This window comes from Microvirga sp. BF8, assembly GCF_059888585.1.
Genome location: NZ_CM187619.1, coordinates 1,255,153 through 1,272,876, shown reverse-complemented (window position 1 = coordinate 1,272,876; position 17,724 = coordinate 1,255,153). Strand labels below are relative to the sequence as shown.

Here is a 17,724-nt window from a genome sequence, read left to right as displayed (position 1 = left end):
TCAGTCAGCGCTCCCCTTCACCCGGGACGGGTGAAGGGGAGTATTGTCATTCCGGAGCCCGCCGAGCTGCGGGCCCATGGACACCCATCGCTCGGACCAGGGAGCGACGGCTGCCGGTGCAACCAGCCCGTCGTCAGGGGCCATGGGTTCCTGAGGGTTCCGGACTGGCCAGACGGCAATCCGGAACGACGGTGAGGCTCTCTCTTTCGCCTACGCCACCGTCCGCGCCACCACATGGTGACCGTCGAGGGTGAGGTGCTCCTCCGGCTCGGCCAGGGCCTTCGCGGCGCGCTTGCGATCCGGGGTGACGGCCTCGGCCGCGAGCACTTTCAGGGCCTCGTCGAGGGTCATGGTCGTCTGATCGGGGCTGCCGAGGCGACGGATCGACACCGTCCGCTCGGCGGCTTCCTTCTTGCCGACCACGAGAAGCACCGGCACCTTGGCGAGCGAGTGCTCGCGCACCTTATAGGTGATCTTCTCGTTGCGCAGATCCGCCTCGACACGCAGGCCGGCCCTCTCCGCAGCGCGCACCACTTCGCTTGCATAGTCGTCGCCATCGGAGGTGATGGTGGCAACCACCGCCTGGACGGGGGCGAGCCAGAGCGGGAAATGCCCGGCGAAATGCTCGATCAGGATGCCGGCGAAACGCTCCATGGAACCGCAGATGGCGCGGTGGACCATGACCGGCGTCTTCTTCTGCCCATCCTGGTCGACATAGAACGCGCCGAAGCGCTCCGGCAGGTTGAAGTCCACCTGCGTGGTGCCGCATTGCCAGTCGCGGCCGATGGCATCGCGCAGCACGTACTCGAATTTCGGGCCGTAGAACGCGCCTTCGCCCGGATTGATGCCGGTCTTGATGCGTCCGCCCGACTGGTCCTCGATCTGCTTGAGAACGCGCATCATCACGTCCTCGGCATGATCCCACATCTCGTCCGTGCCGACGCGCTTCTCGGGCCGCGTCGAGAGCTTCACGACGATGTCCTCGAAGCCGAAGTCGGCATAGGTCGAGAGGATCAGATCGTTGATCTTCAGACACTCGGCCGCCATCTGGTCTTCTGTGCAGAAGACGTGCGCATCGTCTTGCGTGAAGGCGCGCACGCGCATCAGCCCATGCAGGGCGCCCGACGGCTCATAGCGCGAGACCGCGCCGAACTCGGCGAGCCGCAACGGCAGATCGCGATACGATTTCAGCCCATGCTTGAAAATCTGCACGTGGCCGGGGCAGTTCATCGGCTTGATCGCGAAAACGCGCTCGTCCTCAGTCTTGGTGACGAACATGTTCTCCCGATACCAGCCCCAGTGCCCGGACGTTTCCCAGAGGGCCTTGTCGAGGATCTGCGGCGCGTTGACCTCCTGATAGTCGCCCTTCAGCCGGCGGCGCATGTAGGAGATCAGCTCCTGGAACAGGGTCCACCCCTTCGCGTGCCAGAAGACGACACCCGGGCCCTCCTCCTGGAAATGGAAGAGGTCCATTTCGCGGCCAAGGCGACGGTGATCGCGCTTCTCTGCCTCCTCGAGCTGCTTCAGATAGGCATCGAGATCGTCCTGGGAGGCCCAGGCCGTACCGTAGATGCGGGTCAGCATCGCGTTGTTCGAATCGCCCCGCCAGTAGGCGCCGGCCACCTTCATCAGCTTGAAGGCGTTGCCGATCTTGCCCGTGGAGGTCATGTGCGGACCGCGGCAGAGATCGAACCAGTCGCCCTGGTAATAGATCTTGAGGTCCTGCCCTTCGGGAATCGCATCGACGAGCTCAACCTTGTAGCTCTCGCCCTTGTCGGCGAAGACCTTCTTGGCCTTATCGCGGCCCCAGACTTCCTTCGTGAAAGGTTTGTCGCGGGCGATGATCTCGCGCATCTTCGCCTCGATGGCGGCGAAGTCATCGGGTGTGAAGGGCTCGTTGCGGGCGAAATCGTAATAGAAGCCGTTCTCGATGACCGGGCCGATGGTGACCTGCGTCCCGGGAAACAGCTCCTGCACGGCCTCGGCGAGAACGTGCGCGCAATCGTGCCGGATCAGCTCCAGCGCGCGAGGATCCTCCCGGTTGAGGAATTCGATCCTTGCATCCCGCCCGATCGGATCGGCCAGGTCGACGACGGTGCCGTCGAGCGCCATGGCGACGGTGCGCTTGGCCAGGGACTTGGCAATGCCTTCGACGATCTCGCGCCCGGTCGTTCCGGGTGCGTATTGCCGCTGGGCGCCATCGGGAAATGTCAGCGTAATCATCAGGTTCTCCTTGCTCACTCCTGCCAACGGAGCAGGTAAGCGGGGGCCGACGGATGGTGGAAAGGACGAGAAGTCAATCGCCGTCAGGTTCGACCGACTCGCAGACGATCGCCGGGGCATTGACGCCTCTCCAGCGGCCGTAGGACCAGGGCTTATACCAGGCGGAGGCGTCGGGCAATGTTTCAGGGACAATGTCGATCCCCGACGTCCCCAAGGGGCCGCAGCGGCAGATGCGGGCGAGGCCGATCCAGCCTCCGGCCCAGAAGCCGTGCCTCTGGATGGCCTCGTCGGTGTATTCGGAACAGGACGGCAGATGGCGGCACTGGCGCCCGATCAGCCCTGAGAGGGTCAGTTGGTAGCCACGGATCGCAACATGGGCCGCCTGCTGAGCGGGATTGGCCATCTATTGTCCTTTGGACCGCCGCGCCGCGATCTGGTCGAGCGCGTCGACCACGGCATCGAAGGTGAGAAGGATCGAGGCATGCCTCGCCTTGAAGGATCGGACGGGTTCGAGCAGCGCGAGATCCTCCCATTTTCCCGTCGGCGGGGCGCCGTCGTCCTTCAGCATCCGGCGGGCCGCCTCCCTGACGGCACGCAACTCATCGGCCGTCGATCCGATGACGTGGCGGCCCATGATCGAGGACGAGGCCTGTCCGAGGGCGCAGGCCTTCACGTCATGGGCGAAACCGATCACCACGTCGCCCTCGACCTTCAGATCCACCGTCACGGTCGATCCGCAGAGCTTGGAATGGGCCGTTGCGCTGGCATCGGCATCGGCAAGCCGCCCGAGATGGGGAATCGCGGCTGCGAGCTCGAGAATGCGGCGGCTATAGATCTCGTTCAGCATTGCGCTCTTAACGTGACAGATGGGCGTCGACGCACAATATAAGCCTCACGACGTGAATTCGCGACCCGGCGGCACCGAGGCGTCGGGGTCGCACGCACAGGATGCCGAACTGCCCAGGTTTCACCCCTGATCCCAATCACTGAAGAAAGGCACCACATGGACGATGTGGTTGAGTCCCTGTCGAAGCATATGAAACCACTCACGGAAAAGCTGAAGGCCGCCGACCGCCCGACCCGGGAGGAGGCCGAGGAAGCCGTCCGCACCCTGATCCGCTGGGCCGGTGACGATCCGCGCCGGGAAGGGCTGGTCGACACGCCCAAGCGCGTGACCAAGGCCTTCAAGGAACTCTATGCCGGCTACAAGGACGATCCGCGGGAGGTCCTCGACAAGATTTTCGCCGAAGTCGAGGGTTACGACGACATCGTTCTCGTGCGCGATATCCCGTTCTACTCCCATTGCGAGCACCACATGGTGCCGTTCTACGGCATGGCGCATATCGGCTATTATCCCTCCAGGGGCGTCGTCGGGCTGTCCAAGCTCGCCCGCCTCGTGGAGGTCTACGCCCGGCGCCTCCAGACGCAGGAGAGCATGACGGCGCAAATCGCCCTCGCCCTCGTGGAGTCTCTCGAACCCCGCGGCGTTGCCGTGATGATCGAGGCCGAGCATATGTGCATGTCCATGCGCGGCGTGCAGAAGGCCGGCGCCATGACCATCACGACCCAGTTCACCGGCGTGTTCAAGGACGAACCGGCCGAGCAGGTGCGCTTCCTCACGCTCCTGCGGCAGGGTAAGGCTTGAGAATAGCCTCTCCGTCCCGTCCAGAGCCACGGCGTCGCGGCTCGCCACCTGCAAGGTTTCTCCCATGTGCGCGTCCCATTCCTTTCCTGCCCCCGGCCCGAAAGCGGAGCTGGAGGAGGGTTCAAACCTGACACCCCGGTTCGGAGCTGACGGGCTCGTGACCTGCGTCACGACCGATGCGGCAACGGGCGATCTGCTGATGGTGGCGCATATGAACGCCGATGCCCTGGCGAAGACGCTGGAAACCGGCGAGGCCTGGTACTGGTCCCGGTCGCGGGGCGAGCTCTGGCACAAGGGCGCAACGAGCGGCCAGATCCAGAGCGTGGTCGAAATGCGCATCGACTGCGACCAGGATGCCCTGTGGCTCAAGGTCAACGTCGCCGGGGACGGCGGCTGCTGCCATACGGGCCGCCGCTCCTGCTTCTACCGCAGGGTGGTAGCGGAGGATGGCGGGGCGGCCCTCGTATTTGCTTGAAACTGCATTGCTTCCGGGACGGCTTTCCAGGCCCGGAAGCCACAACCGCTGAGATCGACAGGCGGGACGCAACGGCGAGCGCTGCTCTCGATCCTTCCACGCCTGTGGCTGTGGGTTCCGGGCTCCGCTGCGCGGCCCCGGAATGACAATCCCCTCCACCTCTTCAAATTCGGAAGGCTGCCATCCCACTTTGCCGGGATGAAAGCGGCTCCGTTGCGGTCTATGAACGGCGGGCGATGCGACACGATCTTTTCCCGGCACGGGCCGCCGCCAGCGCCCTTTTCTTCGGCAATGGCTTCCTGATCGGAACCTGGGCGGCCCAGCTTCCGCGGTTCAAGGCGGCGCTCGGCCTGACCGATGGTGAGCTGAGCTTTGCCCTCCTCGCCTTCGGCCTTGGAGCCGTGCTGCTCATGCCCTTCATCGGCTGGCTCACGGCGGCGCTCGGCAGTGGCCGCGTCGCTGTCGCGTCTGCCTTTGGCTTCGCGGCGACACTGCTGCTTCCAGGTTTCGCGGCGACACTGCCCGCACTCGTGGCGGCGTCCTTCGTCGCCGGGGCGTGCAACGGCACGATGGACGTGTCGATGAACACGAACGCCACCCTCGTGGAACGCGGTTGGGGCCAGGCGATCATGTCGTCGTTCCACGCCTTCTTCAGTCTCGGCGGGCTGCTGGGCGCGGCCGCCTCCGGAACACTCATCGCCTGGAACTTCGGCCTCGTCCCGACTCTTCTGCTGTCCTGCGGCGGCGTGGCCCTGCTCTTTCTGGCGGCATCCTTCTTCGCGATCAGCGAGACGTATCGCGGCCGCGGGGGCCATGGCCTCGCCCTGCCCCGCCGGGGCATCCTGGCGCTTGCGGGGCTGACGCTCCTCTGCTTCCTGGTGGAGGGTGCGATGGTCGATTGGTCGGCGATCTACCTCAGGACGATTGCTGGAGCGTCCCTCGAAAAGGCGGTGAGCGGCTTTGCGGCCTTTTCGCTCACCATGACGATCTGCCGGTTCATGGGCGATTTCGCCGTCCGCGCCCTCGGGCGTGCCAGGGCCCTCGTGGCGGGCGGTCTCCTAGCGGCACTTGGCCTTGGCACGGCGATCCTGGTGCCGCATCCCGCTCCCGCCACCATCGGGTTTGCCCTGGTGGGACTCGGCCTCGCCAACGTGGTGCCGGTTCTTTTCAGCACTGCGGCGGAAACCCGCGGCATCCCCCCGAGCATGGGCGTCACCATGGTCGCCACGCTCGGCTATGCGGGCCTCCTCCTCGGCCCGCCCCTGATCGGGTTCGGAGCAGATCTCATGGGCCTGCGCGCCATGTTCGGCCTGCTCGCCCTTTGCGCCCTGGTCATCGCCATCGTCGCGCGCCTCGTCCTCCGCCCGGCCGCGGTTTAGTTGTCCCGGGGACCGACCTGATAAGCTTGTCGCGCGTTATTCATGAGACTTTCACGACAGGCGTCGCATAAAGTCAGGGCAGGTCTGGAGTTCGGCCATGTTGTGGGACAACATCGCCCGGCGCAGTGCCGGGTCAGGCGGTGGGGGCATTGCAGACATGCATGCACCGATTGAACGGGATCCTCGTGCCAAGGTCAAAATCGGCTTGGCGCTCGGCGGTGGCGCGGCCCGCGGCTGGTCCCATATCGGCGTCCTGCGGGCGCTGGGCGACGCCGGCATCGTGCCCGATGTGATTGCCGGCTGCTCGATCGGCGCCGTGGTCGGAGGCTGCTACGCGGCGGGGAAGCTCGATCAGTTGGAATCCTTCGCGCTGTCCCTCACCAAGCGCCGGGTCATGGGTCTCCTCGATTTCCACATCAGCGGATCCGGCCTGATCGCAGGAAGTCGCCTGCAGCGGCTCCTGGACGAGGACCTGACGGATCAGAAGGTCGAATCCCTGCCGATCCGGTTCTGCACCATCGCTACCGAACTCGCGAGCGGGCATGAGATCTGGCTGACCCGCGGCTCCCTGGTCCAGGCAATGCGTGCTTCATACGCCCTGCCGGGCGTGTTCGATCCAATCCTTGTCCGCGGGCGCTGGCTCATGGACGGTGCCCTGGTGAATCCGATCCCGATCACCGCAGCCCGGGCGATGGGCGCGGATCTGGTGATCTGCGTCAACCTGAACGGGGAGATCCGCATTCGCGGCACCGTGATCCAGTCCTACGACTCGGCGGACGAAGCGAGCGACGAGCTGGAGATCGAGGAGGCGATGGTCGAGCCCAGGCGCTGGGGAATCTTCCCGCCGTCCCGTGCGGGCAAGCCACGCAAGCCCAATGCCCCGGGCATCGCCACCGTGATGGTGGACGCCTTCAATATCACCCAGGATCGGATTGCGCGGTCCCGTCTCGCGGGTGACCCGCCGGACGTGATGATCGCGCCCAAGCTCTCGAAGATGGGGCTTTTCGAGTTTCATCGCGCGGAGGAATGCATCACCCTCGGCCGTCAGGCAACGGAACGGGCCCTCCCCGACATCCTCGAGCTGATTCAGGAGGCGAATCAGACGGCATGATCAGGCGGTGGCGATGTAGTCCTTGATGGCCTGGGCTTCGGCCTCGATTTCGGCCAGTCGATACTTCACCACGTCGCCGATCGAGATGATGCCGACCAATGAGCTGTTCTCCACCACCGGGATGTGGCGGAACTTTCCGTTTGTCATGGTCTCCATGAGATCGTTGACCGCCGTCCGGCTCGTGCAGGTAACGACCTTCCCAGTCATGAACTGTGAGACAGGCTGGTCGAGCGCCTTGGCCCCGTGGGCAGAGACGGCCCAGACGATGTCGCGTTCCGAAATGATGCCCGAGACCGGGCGGGAGCCGTCCACGACCAGGAGCGCGCCAATTTTCCGGTCAGCCAGGATCCGGGCCGCTTCGCCCAAGGTCCTCTGCGGTTCGATGGTAACGACGTTGCGGCCTTTGGTCGAAAGAATTCGATTGACGGACATGCTCGCCTCCGTTGCGCGGCTGCGAAGCCCAAGCCGTCGCGGCCGCAAATCCGACGACCGGCCCGCTGTCCTGCCGGAACAAGCTATGACCTAGCGTCAGCAGAGCAATGATCCGGCGAAACGCCGCCCTTTTCAAGCGGTGAAGCGGGATTGGCGGGCTGGAAGCGGATCGAGGATGGGAAAAAGCGCCAGACCGACCAGGAATCCTCCGATATGCGCCTCCCAGGCGATGCTGGCATCCGTGACGCCGAAGGGCTGAACGAAGCCGAACAGATAATTGGCGGCGAACCAGACCCCCAGGAAGATCAGGACCTGCCGGTTGCGGGCGATATCGAGCAATGCCTCGCGCGGACGCTCGTGAGGATGGGATGGTCGTCCCTCCGGCAACCATTCCGCCGGGGCGAACATGAACCAGGACGCCGCCGCCATCATTCCCGACACGGCCGCAGAAGCCCCGATCATCGGCATGATCTGGTGGGAATTCACGACGGCGTAGAGCACGGCTCCGCCAATGGCCGACGCGGTGGCGAGGGCCAGGAACCGTCCCGCGCCACAGCGCCGGGCGATGGGAGTTCCGAAGGCCGCAAGCCAGACGCTATTGATGAGGACATGGCTCCAGGATCCGTGAAGCAGCGCGTAGGTCAACGCCGTCCATGGCCGGCCGTCCTCGTCCTGCAGAACGAACTGCGCGAGGGCGACGAGCGGCGATGCTTCGGCAGCCGAGGAGCTCCGCCGCACCTCGGTCAGGATCTCCTGCGCCTCCACTCCCCCGTAGGCGACCGCCCAACGGGCCGGAATCACGGCCCAGTCGATGAGAAGCTGGAAATCCACGTCCTCGGACAGAAGCATCCTTAGGGCGTGGATGGCGATCAACGTGCCGATGCTCCATGCGATGATGGACGGAAGGTTGAGGAGCGGCTCGCGGGGCGGGCGGGAGGGATTCGGGGCCATGAGGCAAGCTTTGCACGGGGGTGGGGCGGCGCCAATGCAGGTGCCGCGGCGGGAGACGGGATGGCGGTCCCGCCCTTTTTGACACAGAATATTTCCAGAGGCAGTTCCCCTAGCGCCAGCTGCATGTATGATCGGGCACGAGCAATGCCAATGGCTTAGCTTCCGTCGCGGAAGAATGGCAACTTTTCATTAACCATAACGGAACCCATCGACCCGCGACGCGTTAACTCACCTTTTACTTTCTGCTTGAGCCCCGAATCCGACCGTGTCAGTTTGGTTAAAAGAACATTAACCGGCTGGTGGGGCATGCAGCAGGATTATTTCAAAAACTTCCTTGGTCAGGCGACAAAGTCGTTCTTTTCCTCCAAAGTCGTTCGTACAGCGTTTCTCGGCCTAACCCTCCTCGCTCCGGTCTCCTTCGCCGAGGCACAGACCCTCGCCTCGCTTCCGCCGGCGGGCCACTCGATTACCGATATGGGCGGCGCCAAGCCGATCATGGGCTGGGTGAAGTTCTGCGAGAAATACCCGTCGGAATGCGCGGTCAATACGGCCGAGCCGCAGACCATCGAGCTGACTCCCCAGGTCTGGAAACTGATCACCTCCGTGAACCAGCGCGTGAATTCCTCGATCAAGGCCGTCACCGACGCGGACCACTGGGGTGTCGTGGACATCTGGAGCTTTCCGGATGACGGCCGGGGCGATTGCGAGGATTACCAGCTCCTGAAGCGCCGTATCCTTGCGGACAGCGGCCTGCCCCGTCGTGCCATGCGCATGACGGTCGTGATCGATGAGCTTGGCGAAGGCCATGCGGTCCTCCTGCTCCGCACGAACCAGGGCGACTACGTCCTCGACAACAAGACCTCGACCATCCATCCCTGGGACCGGACGGGCTACGTCTACATCAAGCGCGAAAGCCAGGCGGCGACGGGCTGGGTCTCCCTGGGCGGTATCACTTCGCCCACGATCAGCTCGCCCACCACCACTGCGAACCGGTAATTTTAGCGAAGCGGATCAGTCGATCCGCTTCAGGCCGGCGGCGAAACGCTTCCAGTTCGCCACGTAGCTGCGCGCCGAGGCCCTGAGACGGTCGACGGACCCATCGTCCAGCGCCCGGATCACCCGCGCGGGGGAGCCCACGATCAGGGCATTATCCGGAAATTCCTTGCCTTCCGTCACCAGCGCGTTGGCGCCGACGATGGAATTTGCGCCGATGCGCGCCCGGTTCAGAATGGTCGCGCCCATGCCGACCAGGGAGTTTTCCCCGACGGTGCAGCCGTGGAGGATGGCGTGATGGCCGATCGTGCAGCCAGCGCCGACGCTCAGGGGCGCTCCGGGATCGGTATGCAGCATGGCGCCTTCCTGGATATTGCTCGCCTCGCCGATATCGATGAGTTCATTGTCGCCGCGCAGCACCGCGCCGAACCAGATTCCCACATCCGGCGCGAGGCGGACGCTGCCGATCACATGGGCATCCGGAGCAATCCAGAAGCGCCCCGGTTCGGGCAGTTCCGGCATGCGGTCGTCGAGGCTGTAGATCGGCATGGGGTCGTCCGGTGGGTTTCGGGGGCGTTGCAGCGGGCCCGTCTCCGGGCCGGCGCCGCCGCGATCAATCCTCGAGGTCGGTATCGAGAATCGCCATCGTGAAGTTGAAGGAACGGTCGCCGTCCTCATCGTCCACGAAGAGAACTCCGACGAACTCGTCGCCGATATACACTTCCGCCGAATCGGTCTTCTTGGGACGACCGACCACACGGATCGAGTGGTTTGCGAAAGTCTGGCGCAGATATCGCTCGACTTTCGCCATCTCCGTTTTGTCCACCGCTCATCCTTTCATCGTTTGCATGGATGCAGCACTTGCCATGCCGGGCCAACGCGGGCAAGCCGGGTTGGGTCCCCTGGAAGGAAAAGCGCGTCAGATGCCTTCCATCTCGGACAGGAAATGATCCATCGACCGGGCAGGCTCGGCGCAGCCGGCGCTGCCGATCACCTTGGCAGGAACCCCGGCCACGGTCGCATTGTGGGGTACGGGCTTCAGCACCACGGATCCGGCCGCCACGCGGGCGCAGTGGCCGACTTCGATATTGCCGAGAATCTTGGCGCCCGCCCCGATCAGCACCCCATGCCGGATCTTGGGGTGGCGATCCCCGCGTTCCTTACCCGTCCCACCGAGCGTGACGTTCTGGAGCAGGGAGACATCGTCCTCGATGACGGCGGTGGAGCCAACCACGAGGCCGGTGGCGTGATCAAGGAAGATGCCCCGGCCGATGCGGGCTGCAGGGTGAATATCGGTCTGGAAGACTTCCGAAGACCGGCTCTGGAGATACAGGGCGAAATCCAGCCGTCCGTGATTCCACAGCCAATGCGCCAGACGATAGGTCTGGATGGCGTGGAAACCCTTGAAATAGAGGACAGGCTCGAGCGCCCGCGTAGCCGCCGGGTCCCGGTCGAGCACGGCGCGGATATCCGCGCGAAAAGCCTCGCCGATCTGCGGATCGAGGGCGACGGCTTCGAGATAGGTCTGCTCGAGGATATCGGCCCCGAGCGCCTCATGGTCGAGCCGGGTCGCGACCCGATGGATCACCGCGGCTTCCAGGCCCGGCTGGTGGAGCACGGTGCCGAGGGCCAGCGCGCCCATGGCGGGCTCCGCCCGGAGCAGGGCTTCCGCCTCGCTCCGCAGCCGGTCCCATAACGGATCGACGGTCCCGGCGACGCGCTCCGGGGCTCCCGGCTTTATTCGTGCCTGTGTCATGCTGTGCTCCCTGCCGAACCGGGTTCGATTGGAGTAGCTTACATAGGCCCGCCCCTGTCATTCCCCTAGATCCGATTCGGTCATGACCGCCTTTTTTTCGTCGCCCTCCTCGAAGCTCGTCCTCTCTCTCGAAGGGGGCGTCGCCACCGTCGCCATCGACAATCCGTCCAAGCGCAATGCCATCGATCTCGAGATGTGGAAGGCGCTGCCGCCCGTCATGGCCATGCTGGATCGGGATATCCGTGTTCATGTGATCGTGCTGCGCGGCGCTGGACATGGGGCTTTCGCCTCCGGAGCCGACATCTCCGAGTTCGAGACCGTGCGCGCCGATGCGGCGGGCGGACGGCTCTACGAGGCCGCGAACGAGGCTGCGTTCTGGGCGGTCGCCCATTGCTCGAAACCTGTGATGGCGATGATCCGGAGCTTCTGCCTCGGTGGCGGCTTCGGCCTTGCGGCGGCCTGCGACCTCCGGATCGCGTCGGAGAACGCCGTATTCGGCATCCCGGCGGCAAGGCTTGGCATTGGATACCCGCCCGGCGCCATGCGACTGGTCACTGCGGCCATCGGTGGCCCTGCCGCGCGCGACCTGTTCTATACGGCGCGCCGGATCAGCGCCGCGGAAGCCGAGCGCCTCGGTGTCGTGCAAAGGGTATTCGCCGACGCGGAGCTCGAAGCAGCGACCCTGTCGCTTGCCGCCGAAATCGCCGGCAATGCCCCTCTCACGATCCGCGCGGCAAAGGTCGCCATCGATGAAGCCGTGGGAATCCCGCGCCCGGGAGCCGATCCGGGCGCCCTCGCGGATCTGTGTTTCGACAGCGCGGACGCCGCTGAGGGACGGAAGGCCTTCCTCGACAAGCGCAAGCCGATCTTTACGGGGCGATAGTCCGCTGTTCTGCCGTCATGCGACGGGTCTCTCCCCGGCGGCGATAGACGTAGTATCGCCCCTTTGCGATCCCCGTCTCGCCGGTAATGTCGGTGCAATCCGGCAGATCGAAGCTCCGGTCCGCCAGAAGCAGGCCACCCGGTTGCAGGAGCTTGCCGAGAAGCGGCGACATCCGCAGGGCAACCTCCCGATTCAGGGTCTCGTCTCCCGAACCGATATCGGCATGGATCAACGCGGCCCGATATGGGCCCTTGCTCTCGATGAAGGCCGGGAGCGTATCGAACATGTCGCCGACCAGCAGATACCCGGAAGGCGGCATGCAGTGCGGATGTGCTGCCGGCGCCCGCTCGAAGACATAGATGTCCCGCCCCGGCAGGCGGGTTCTCAGATGATCGTAGGTTCGGCCATTGCCGAGACCGAGTTCGAGCACGAAACCCGTCGGCGCGACGATGCGGCTCGCCCAGTCCAGAAGATCGCGTTGGGCCGTCAGCCGTCGAATGGCGCTGTCGAGGCGGGTCATCTCGGTTCCACTTTCCCGAAGGGAAATGGGATGATCGACCATGAAATCAATGACCTGCCCATGGGATCTTGAATCGATGCGCGAGCTGGCGGTGCAGGGGCAGCCCGGCTCGTTCGGCGTGCGAGGTGCCCTGGCCAAGTTCCTCCGGCAGCGGGCTTTTTCGGCGCCGCTAGGGCCGCTGAGCAAGAAAGTCCAGGACGCCCTGCTTATGGGCCCGGTCGCCGACCGCGAGATTGTGGTCCCGGCCCGGAATATCGAGCGCCACAGCGTTCGGGATCAGGGCCGCGAGCTCGGGGCCGGACCCGGCCACATCGTCCCTTGTCCCGACCGCGACCAGAGTGGGAAGCCTGATCGCGCCAACCTCCTCCCTCGTCAGGACCTGGCGTGAACCACGGATACAGGCCGCGAGCGCCCTGAGGTCGCTCTTGGTCTGCTCCGCGAAGGCCCGGAACATCCGCTGCATCGGGTCGGTGAGATCGTCCAGGGACGGCGCCTCCATGGCATCGGCGATGCCGATCGGCAGGCCGACGCCTTCGATGAGGTGGATGCCGAGACCGCCGAGAATCACGGAGCGCATCCGCTCCGGCGCCGACACCGCGAAATGAGCGGTGATCCGTGCGCCCATGGAATAGCCCATCACATCGGCCCGCTCGATCTCCAGATGATCAAGAAGCCGCCGTGCGTCCGCAGCCATCTCGTAGGAATCGTAATCCTCCGGCAGATAAAGCTTCTCGCTCTGGCCATGGCCCCGGTTGTCGAGTGCGATGACCCGATATCCCGCCCGGCTCAGGGTCTTCACCCAGAGCGTGTTCACCCAGTTGATCATGTGATTGGAGGCGAATCCGTGGATGAGGAGGATCGGCTCGCCCTCCCCGCCTTCGGGGGCGGCGTCGATATAGGCGATTCTGACGCCATTGGAATTAAAGAAGCGCATGGAATCCGGAGGCCTTAGGGATGGGGGTCGGGCGGCACCCTAAGGCAGCGCCTGGGGCGGTTGCAATCCTGAGCGGACCATGTTCATGCGGACTGCGCCGCCGGGCGTCTGCAGGACGGCCTGACGCACCGCAAAATACGCTAGGCGCACGGGCGATCCGCCATTATGGTGCGCGCCAAATCGATAGGTTCAGAGCAACGGCGATGGCTGAGAACAAAGGCACCCCTCACTTCCACAACGAACCCGGTGTTCCGGTGATTCACGTGGGCTCGAAGGAGTTCATGTGCATCGGCGCGAAACCGCCCTTCGACCACCCCCACATCTTCCTCGACATGGGCCGGGACGACGAGATCGTCTGCTCCTATTGCTCGACGCTGTACAAGTACGATCCCTCCCTGAAGGCCTTCGAGGCCCGTCCGGCGGAATGTGCCTGGGACGAGCCGGCCATCGTCGCCGATATTCCCCATCCTGGACGGTGACACGCCGTTCCCTCGCCATCGTCGGCGCCGGCATCGGCGGACTGGCGGCGGCGCTCACGCTCGCCCGCCAGGGCCATGCGGTGACCCTCGTGGAGCGGCGGACCGGCTTCACGGAGGTCGGAGCCGGCCTGCAGCTCTCGCCCAATGCGAGCCGCATCCTCCTTGAACTCGGCCTGGGCCCGGCCCTGCGCCGGGTCGTCACGGAGCCGGAACGGGTCGTGATCCGCTCCATCCGGTCGGGCCGGGAGATCGGCCGGATCGCCCTCGGCGCCTTCATGCGCGAGCGGTTCGACGCGCCCTATTGGGTGGTGCACCGGGCGGACCTGCAGACCGTCCTCCTGGACGCCGTGCGCTCCCTTCCCGGCATCCGCCTGGTTATGGGCCGGACGGTCGAAGGCATTGCCGACGGGCCGAACGAGGCGAGCCTTGTCATGGTCTCCGCCAACCAGGCCCGCGAGACGCTGTCCGTCGATGCCATCATCGGTGCGGACGGAGTCTGGTCGAAGGTCCGGCAGGCGCTCGGCGACAGAGATGGGCCGACATTCCGCAATGCCATCGCCTGGCGCACGACCATCGACCGAAAAGCCGCGCCCGCGGGGCTCGGTGGCAACGAGACCGGTCTCTGGCTGGGCACGCAGGGCCACGTGGTGCATTACCCGATCGCGGGCGGAAATCTGATCAACATCGTCGCCATCGAGAAGAGTCCCTCCGCCGTGGAAGGCTGGTCCGCTCCCGGCCAGGGACATGACCTCCTCGCCCATTATCGCTCCGCCGCTCCGTCTCTGCGCAGCCTGCTCGGCGCCGCGGAGCAGTGGCTGCGCTGGTCGCTCTTCGACCATCCTGCTGGGCGGCTGGCGCAGGGGCGGATCGCCCTGCTCGGCGACGCCGCCCATCCCGTGCTGCCATTCCTGGCGCAGGGGGCCGCCCTCGCCATCGAGGATGCGGCTGCCCTGGGCGCCCAGCTGGGCGGTCCGCAGGCGGACATCGCGCAAAGCTTCCGGACCTATGAGGAACAGCGTCGTGGCCGCGCGCGGCAGGTCCAGGACCATGCCCGGCGCAACGGCCGGATCTACCATGCCGGCGGGCTCATCGCCTTCGGTCGCGACCGGGTGATCCGCCATCTCGGTCCGGAGGGCATGACCGAGCGCTATGCCTGGCTCTACGGCTATCGCGGCTGACCGGCCGGCGCGTGGACCTTCGAGCGCGGATGGACTTGCGCTCCTCCGCGCGGCCCGATAACCGTCAACCCACATGCGGACGTGGCGAAACCGGTAGACGCAAGGGACTTAAAATCCCTCGGGCTATGCCCGTGCGGGTTCGACCCCCGCCGTCCGCACCAGAAATCCTGATCTCGGCTCCCAGGCTGGCGTCCAGACCGGCGCTGGATGAGCATCGCACCCGGGCCACCCGCCCGGGCAGGCCATTTCCTGTCGCACTTTCACGGATGGATGACAGGATCGACTGCGCTGAGATCGCCTGTAAATGTCGGAGCTGTTAGGAGTTCAACGACCAGTACAGGGCAATTCACATGGTAATCATTGATGAAATTTAGCAGGACTGACCCATTGTCGATCCAATAATTTGCCGAAAGCGTGACTTGAAAAATTACCAGGTCGCCATCCCTGACCAGGATGTTCGGGCACGATACGCTGGATGTGGTGTTCACATTCGCGACTTTCGTCTCGCTGTCCCCACCGAATATGTCGCCCCATGTGCTTGCATAAAGCTGGGCCACGCCGGACGATTGACTGCCGTAATAGTTGATCGTCGTCGTCCCCATATGCACCGCAAGGGAAGCGCTCAGGGTTAGGGAAACCGCACCGCCGAAGAAAGTGCCTGGCACCGCCCGTGCCGTGCAACGGCCTTGCGAAATCAAGTCGGTCTTCGCGTTGATGATTGCATAGTAGTCAGAGTCATTCTTCCAGGCGAAGAAGAAGCTGATCCAGACGGTCTTGGACGCTGTGTCTACGTTATCGCCATGGAGAAATTTCACCCAACTGTTCCACGCTTCGATGTGTGAATCATCCATGATTCCTGAAGGGTGCGCAAAAGTTGAAAAGGGAGTGTTCACCATGATCGGCGTTATCGTCAGTGGCTTGCCGCCAATGAGTTCGTAAACTCTCCTGCGATTTTCATTCCCTTCCCGAAACTGGTGAAGCGTAGCAGTAAACTCCTTGTCAGTCTGGGCTTTTTGCTTCTCGAGGAGACGGGTGGCATCGTCGTGATGCTGTGTAAGGGCTTTGTTCAACTGGGTAATATCAAAGCCGCCCTTCGCAAGCGTCGGCTCGAGACGTTTTCTGAAGTCACGGCGAAGGTCCCAAAGCTGGGAATCCAAGGAGGAATGCGACGATACGGGTTTAGACTGCTCTTTCTTCAAGATTGCAGAGACGGCAGCCTGCACTTCGGATTTGGAAATTTTGTTCATTGAAGCCCCCCAGCAAAAGTGGCGCATTGGCATGCAAAGGGTAGGCACGATGCTTGATGATAGCAGGGCATGGATTCTGAGGGAGCCATGTCTAAAGAATTGGTATGCGCTATTATGAGGGATGTATGAGGGTCTGTTATGGAGAGTGCCTGAGACCCCCGCTCGCTTTAGGCTGCCTCTACATCCGAGCGCAGTCGAACAACACCGTTCGACCCTTTAGCTGAATTTCGAAGGCAACCTGTTCGGGGCTTCCGAACGTCCCTCCTTGATCAAGGGTGGCGAGCGGCCGAGTTGGAACGTCGCCATCCGCACCCGCAACATCTCCGCGTTCACACGAAGACGTGAAGGGTCCGGTCCTTGCAGGGACCGGACCCCGTCACCATTTCGAATGTGCGGACCTTCAAATGCCCCCCGCACACCCCTTGTGCCAGGTCCGTAAACTGCACGACCTAGGTCTCTTTCTAAGCCCGCCGATCCAGAGCGGGCTTTCTTTTTGCGCCTATGGCGCGCCCTTTCAAATCTCCATATCGTGTCAATTCGACGGCAAAGCTCCGGAATCCGGCCCTTTCGGGCGCATGGGCCGTGGAAAAGACATTGGGAGACAATCATGCAGGGAGATGCCGTGCAGGCGGGGCCTGCTTTCATCGAGACGAAATCACCCTCCCCCGAGGCCTACAATGCGCTTCTCGCTGCGCTGCGCCGTTTCACCGCCGGCGCCGTGGGAGCGCCGGACAACAGCGACTTCGCGCTTCTCATTCCGGACCCGGTGACCGGCGACCCCATCGGCGGCCTCTGGGCCCAGTCGCGCTGGGGCGGGTTTCACATCGACATGGTCGTCGTGCCGGAAACCCTGCGCGGCCAAGGTGTGGGCACAGGTCTCATGCGGGCTGCCGAATCGGAGGCGCGGCGCAGGCTGTGCCGCCACATGTGGCTCGATACCTACAGCTTCCAGGCCCGTCCCTTCTACGAGAAGCTCGGCTTCACGGTCTTTGGCCAGCTCGAGGGGCCGGCCCCGATCTATCCGCGCTTCTTCATGATGAAGGCGCTGGACTGACGGCGTTTTCGCTTCGGCAAGGCCGCGGTCTCCACATTTCGACGGAACCACAGCCCGGAGGGTGACGTTCGCTCCGCACCAGCATTGAGCGGAGTTTGCACGATGAAGAAGCTAGCCTTGGTCCTGTTTGCGGGAGCGTTCAGCACGGCCGCGTTCGCTCAGGATACCACCACCACGATCAAGAAAGAGGACGGTCTCCTCGGTAGCAAGACCACCATCGAGCGCAAGACCGAACCGAGCGATACCTCGACGTCCACGTCCGTGACCACGACCGGCAGCGTCGGCTGCAGCACCGAAGTGAAGGAAAAGACCAACGAGTTCGGCGATACGAAGACGACCAAGAAGACGGAGTGCTGACAGCCTCGCGATGGCAACAGGCCGGCGCGGCACGATCCCTGAAGATCGGCCGCCGCTCAGACCGGCATGACGACAAAAGCCTCGGCCATCCCGCCGAGGCTTTTGCG

21 protein-coding genes and 1 tRNA gene are annotated in these 17,724 nt (G+C 64.1%); 11 read left to right on the top strand and 11 right to left on the bottom strand.

Features of this window, described 5'->3' with window-relative positions:
- Positions 1-210: 210 nt before the first annotated feature.
- The 3 genes from thrS to AC522E_RS06020 form a co-directional block, all read right to left on the bottom strand.
- Positions 211-2,223 carry a threonine--tRNA ligase gene (thrS, locus tag AC522E_RS06030; protein WP_500749480.1) on the bottom strand — a complete coding sequence of 671 codons (2,013 nt, stop codon included), beginning with the start codon at positions 2,221-2,223 and terminating at the stop codon, positions 211-213.
- A gap of 73 nt (positions 2,224-2,296) precedes the next feature.
- Complete coding sequence (gene yidD / locus AC522E_RS06025; protein WP_500749479.1) at positions 2,297-2,626, bottom strand: membrane protein insertion efficiency factor YidD; 330 nt, start codon at positions 2,624-2,626, stop codon at positions 2,297-2,299.
- Positions 2,627-3,070: an iron-sulfur cluster assembly scaffold protein gene (locus AC522E_RS06020; RefSeq protein WP_500749478.1), complete on the bottom strand. Its 444-nt coding sequence runs from the start codon at positions 3,068-3,070 to the stop codon at positions 2,627-2,629.
- Positions 3,071-3,226: 156 nt separating this feature from the next.
- On the opposite strand from AC522E_RS06020, the gene folE reads away from it, so the two are divergent.
- The 4 genes from folE (at position 3,227) to AC522E_RS06000 (ending at position 6,833) form a co-directional block, all read left to right on the top strand.
- A complete protein-coding gene (folE, locus tag AC522E_RS06015) occupies positions 3,227-3,868 on the top strand; it encodes a GTP cyclohydrolase I FolE (RefSeq protein ID WP_500749477.1) in 642 nt (213 codons plus the stop codon).
- A 64-nt stretch (positions 3,869-3,932) separates the two neighbouring features.
- The gene (gene hisI, locus AC522E_RS06010; RefSeq protein ID WP_500749476.1) at positions 3,933-4,343 is read left to right on the top strand and encodes a phosphoribosyl-AMP cyclohydrolase; all 411 of its coding nucleotides are present in this window, start codon (positions 3,933-3,935) and stop codon (positions 4,341-4,343) included.
- Positions 4,344-4,579: 236 nt separating this feature from the next.
- Positions 4,580-5,722, top strand: a complete 1,143-nt coding sequence (locus AC522E_RS06005; RefSeq protein ID WP_500749475.1) for an MFS transporter — start codon at positions 4,580-4,582, stop codon at positions 5,720-5,722.
- 97 nt (positions 5,723-5,819) lie between these two features.
- Positions 5,820-6,833 (top strand): patatin-like phospholipase family protein, encoded by a 1,014-nt coding sequence (locus AC522E_RS06000; RefSeq protein ID WP_500749474.1) that lies wholly within the window; start codon positions 5,820-5,822, stop codon positions 6,831-6,833.
- Here AC522E_RS06000 and AC522E_RS05995 read toward each other — a convergent pair whose 3' ends face one another.
- Positions 6,834-7,265, bottom strand: a complete 432-nt coding sequence (locus tag AC522E_RS05995) for a CBS domain-containing protein (protein ID WP_500749473.1) — start codon at positions 7,263-7,265, stop codon at positions 6,834-6,836. It abuts the gene before it with no gap.
- A gap of 132 nt (positions 7,266-7,397) precedes the next feature.
- On the bottom strand, positions 7,398-8,216 hold the full coding sequence (locus AC522E_RS05990) for a rhomboid family intramembrane serine protease (protein WP_500749472.1): 819 nt from the start codon (positions 8,214-8,216) through the stop codon (positions 7,398-7,400).
- Between the two features lie 306 nt (positions 8,217-8,522).
- On the opposite strand from AC522E_RS05990, the gene AC522E_RS05985 reads away from it, so the two are divergent.
- Entirely contained in the window at positions 8,523-9,212 is a 690-nt protein-coding gene (locus tag AC522E_RS05985) for a transglutaminase-like cysteine peptidase (protein WP_500749471.1), read from the top strand.
- Positions 9,213-9,227: 15 nt separating this feature from the next.
- Here the strand turns inward: AC522E_RS05985 and AC522E_RS05980 are convergent, their stop codons facing one another.
- The 3 genes from AC522E_RS05980 to cysE form a co-directional block, all read right to left on the bottom strand.
- Positions 9,228-9,758: a gamma carbonic anhydrase family protein gene (locus AC522E_RS05980; protein ID WP_500749470.1), complete on the bottom strand. Its 531-nt coding sequence runs from the start codon at positions 9,756-9,758 to the stop codon at positions 9,228-9,230.
- A gap of 64 nt (positions 9,759-9,822) precedes the next feature.
- Positions 9,823-10,035: a DUF3126 family protein gene (locus AC522E_RS05975; protein ID WP_500749469.1), complete on the bottom strand. Its 213-nt coding sequence runs from the start codon at positions 10,033-10,035 to the stop codon at positions 9,823-9,825.
- A 93-nt stretch (positions 10,036-10,128) separates the two neighbouring features.
- Positions 10,129-10,965 carry a serine O-acetyltransferase gene (cysE, locus tag AC522E_RS05970; RefSeq protein ID WP_500749468.1) on the bottom strand — a complete coding sequence of 279 codons (837 nt, stop codon included), beginning with the start codon at positions 10,963-10,965 and terminating at the stop codon, positions 10,129-10,131.
- Between the two features lie 82 nt (positions 10,966-11,047).
- Here cysE and AC522E_RS05965 point away from each other — a divergent pair, with 82 nt between their 5' ends.
- Complete coding sequence (locus AC522E_RS05965; protein ID WP_500749467.1) at positions 11,048-11,848, top strand: enoyl-CoA hydratase; 801 nt, start codon at positions 11,048-11,050, stop codon at positions 11,846-11,848.
- Here the strand turns inward: AC522E_RS05965 and AC522E_RS05960 are convergent.
- Together AC522E_RS05960 and AC522E_RS05955 are read right to left on the bottom strand one after the other, a co-directional pair.
- The gene (locus AC522E_RS05960; protein WP_500749466.1) at positions 11,835-12,368 is read right to left on the bottom strand and encodes a class I SAM-dependent methyltransferase; all 534 of its coding nucleotides are present in this window, start codon (positions 12,366-12,368) and stop codon (positions 11,835-11,837) included. The two genes, AC522E_RS05965 and AC522E_RS05960, sit on opposite strands and share 14 nt — an antisense overlap.
- Positions 12,369-12,537: 169 nt before the next feature.
- On the bottom strand, positions 12,538-13,302 hold the full coding sequence (locus AC522E_RS05955) for an alpha/beta fold hydrolase (protein WP_500749465.1): 765 nt from the start codon (positions 13,300-13,302) through the stop codon (positions 12,538-12,540).
- 203 nt (positions 13,303-13,505) lie between these two features.
- Here AC522E_RS05955 and AC522E_RS05950 point away from each other — a divergent pair, with 203 nt between their 5' ends.
- The 3 genes from AC522E_RS05950 (at position 13,506) to AC522E_RS05940 (ending at position 15,120) form a co-directional block, all read left to right on the top strand.
- Complete coding sequence (locus AC522E_RS05950) at positions 13,506-13,781, top strand: zinc-finger domain-containing protein (protein ID WP_500749464.1); 276 nt, start codon at positions 13,506-13,508, stop codon at positions 13,779-13,781.
- Positions 13,778-14,959 carry an FAD-dependent oxidoreductase gene (locus AC522E_RS05945; protein ID WP_500749463.1) on the top strand — a complete coding sequence of 394 codons (1,182 nt, stop codon included), beginning with the start codon at positions 13,778-13,780 and terminating at the stop codon, positions 14,957-14,959. The genes AC522E_RS05950 and AC522E_RS05945 overlap by 4 nt, the downstream gene beginning before the upstream one ends.
- A 75-nt stretch (positions 14,960-15,034) precedes the next feature.
- Positions 15,035-15,120: transfer RNA gene (locus tag AC522E_RS05940), tRNA-Leu, on the top strand.
- A gap of 99 nt (positions 15,121-15,219) precedes the next feature.
- Here AC522E_RS05940 and AC522E_RS05935 read toward each other — a convergent pair.
- On the bottom strand, positions 15,220-16,206 hold the full coding sequence (locus AC522E_RS05935; protein ID WP_500749462.1) for a hypothetical protein: 987 nt from the start codon (positions 16,204-16,206) through the stop codon (positions 15,220-15,222).
- A 607-nt stretch (positions 16,207-16,813) separates the two neighbouring features.
- Here AC522E_RS05935 and AC522E_RS05930 point away from each other — a divergent pair.
- Positions 16,814-17,260: a GNAT family N-acetyltransferase gene (locus AC522E_RS05930; RefSeq protein WP_500749461.1), complete on the top strand. Its 447-nt coding sequence runs from the start codon at positions 16,814-16,816 to the stop codon at positions 17,258-17,260.
- A 102-nt stretch (positions 17,261-17,362) separates the two neighbouring features.
- The gene (locus AC522E_RS05925; protein WP_500749460.1) at positions 17,363-17,617 is read left to right on the top strand and encodes a hypothetical protein; all 255 of its coding nucleotides are present in this window, start codon (positions 17,363-17,365) and stop codon (positions 17,615-17,617) included.
- Positions 17,618-17,724 lie beyond the last annotated feature (107 nt).

Excerpts from the sequence above, each read along its gene's own strand:
- AC522E_RS06020 (WP_500749478.1), bottom strand. The coding sequence starts at position 3,070 with ATGCTGAACGAGATCTATAGCCGCCGCATTCTCGAGCTCGCAGCCGCG.
- yidD (WP_500749479.1), bottom strand. The coding sequence starts at position 2,626 with ATGGCCAATCCCGCTCAGCAGGCGGCCCATGTTGCGATCCGTGGCTAC.
- folE (WP_500749477.1), top strand. The coding sequence starts at position 3,227 with ATGGACGATGTGGTTGAGTCCCTGTCGAAGCATATGAAACCACTCACG.
- AC522E_RS05935 (WP_500749462.1), bottom strand. The coding sequence starts at position 16,206 with ATGAACAAAATTTCCAAATCCGAAGTGCAGGCTGCCGTCTCTGCAATC.
- AC522E_RS05925 (WP_500749460.1), top strand. The coding sequence starts at position 17,363 with ATGAAGAAGCTAGCCTTGGTCCTGTTTGCGGGAGCGTTCAGCACGGCC.
- cysE (WP_500749468.1), bottom strand. The coding sequence starts at position 10,965 with ATGACACAGGCACGAATAAAGCCGGGAGCCCCGGAGCGCGTCGCCGGG.
- AC522E_RS05965 (WP_500749467.1), top strand. The coding sequence starts at position 11,048 with ATGACCGCCTTTTTTTCGTCGCCCTCCTCGAAGCTCGTCCTCTCTCTC.
- AC522E_RS05990 (WP_500749472.1), bottom strand. The coding sequence starts at position 8,216 with ATGGCCCCGAATCCCTCCCGCCCGCCCCGCGAGCCGCTCCTCAACCTT.
- AC522E_RS05985 (WP_500749471.1), top strand. The coding sequence starts at position 8,523 with ATGCAGCAGGATTATTTCAAAAACTTCCTTGGTCAGGCGACAAAGTCG.
- AC522E_RS06005 (WP_500749475.1), top strand. The coding sequence starts at position 4,580 with ATGCGACACGATCTTTTCCCGGCACGGGCCGCCGCCAGCGCCCTTTTC.
- AC522E_RS06000 (WP_500749474.1), top strand. The coding sequence starts at position 5,820 with ATGTTGTGGGACAACATCGCCCGGCGCAGTGCCGGGTCAGGCGGTGGG.
- AC522E_RS05930 (WP_500749461.1), top strand. The coding sequence starts at position 16,814 with ATGCAGGGAGATGCCGTGCAGGCGGGGCCTGCTTTCATCGAGACGAAA.
- thrS (WP_500749480.1), bottom strand. The coding sequence starts at position 2,223 with ATGATTACGCTGACATTTCCCGATGGCGCCCAGCGGCAATACGCACCC.
- AC522E_RS05995 (WP_500749473.1), bottom strand. The coding sequence starts at position 7,265 with ATGTCCGTCAATCGAATTCTTTCGACCAAAGGCCGCAACGTCGTTACC.
- AC522E_RS05980 (WP_500749470.1), bottom strand. The coding sequence starts at position 9,758 with ATGCCGATCTACAGCCTCGACGACCGCATGCCGGAACTGCCCGAACCG.
- AC522E_RS05950 (WP_500749464.1), top strand. The coding sequence starts at position 13,506 with ATGGCTGAGAACAAAGGCACCCCTCACTTCCACAACGAACCCGGTGTT.
- hisI (WP_500749476.1), top strand. The coding sequence starts at position 3,933 with ATGTGCGCGTCCCATTCCTTTCCTGCCCCCGGCCCGAAAGCGGAGCTG.
- AC522E_RS05955 (WP_500749465.1), bottom strand. The coding sequence starts at position 13,302 with ATGCGCTTCTTTAATTCCAATGGCGTCAGAATCGCCTATATCGACGCC.
- AC522E_RS05960 (WP_500749466.1), bottom strand. The coding sequence starts at position 12,368 with ATGACCCGCCTCGACAGCGCCATTCGACGGCTGACGGCCCAACGCGAT.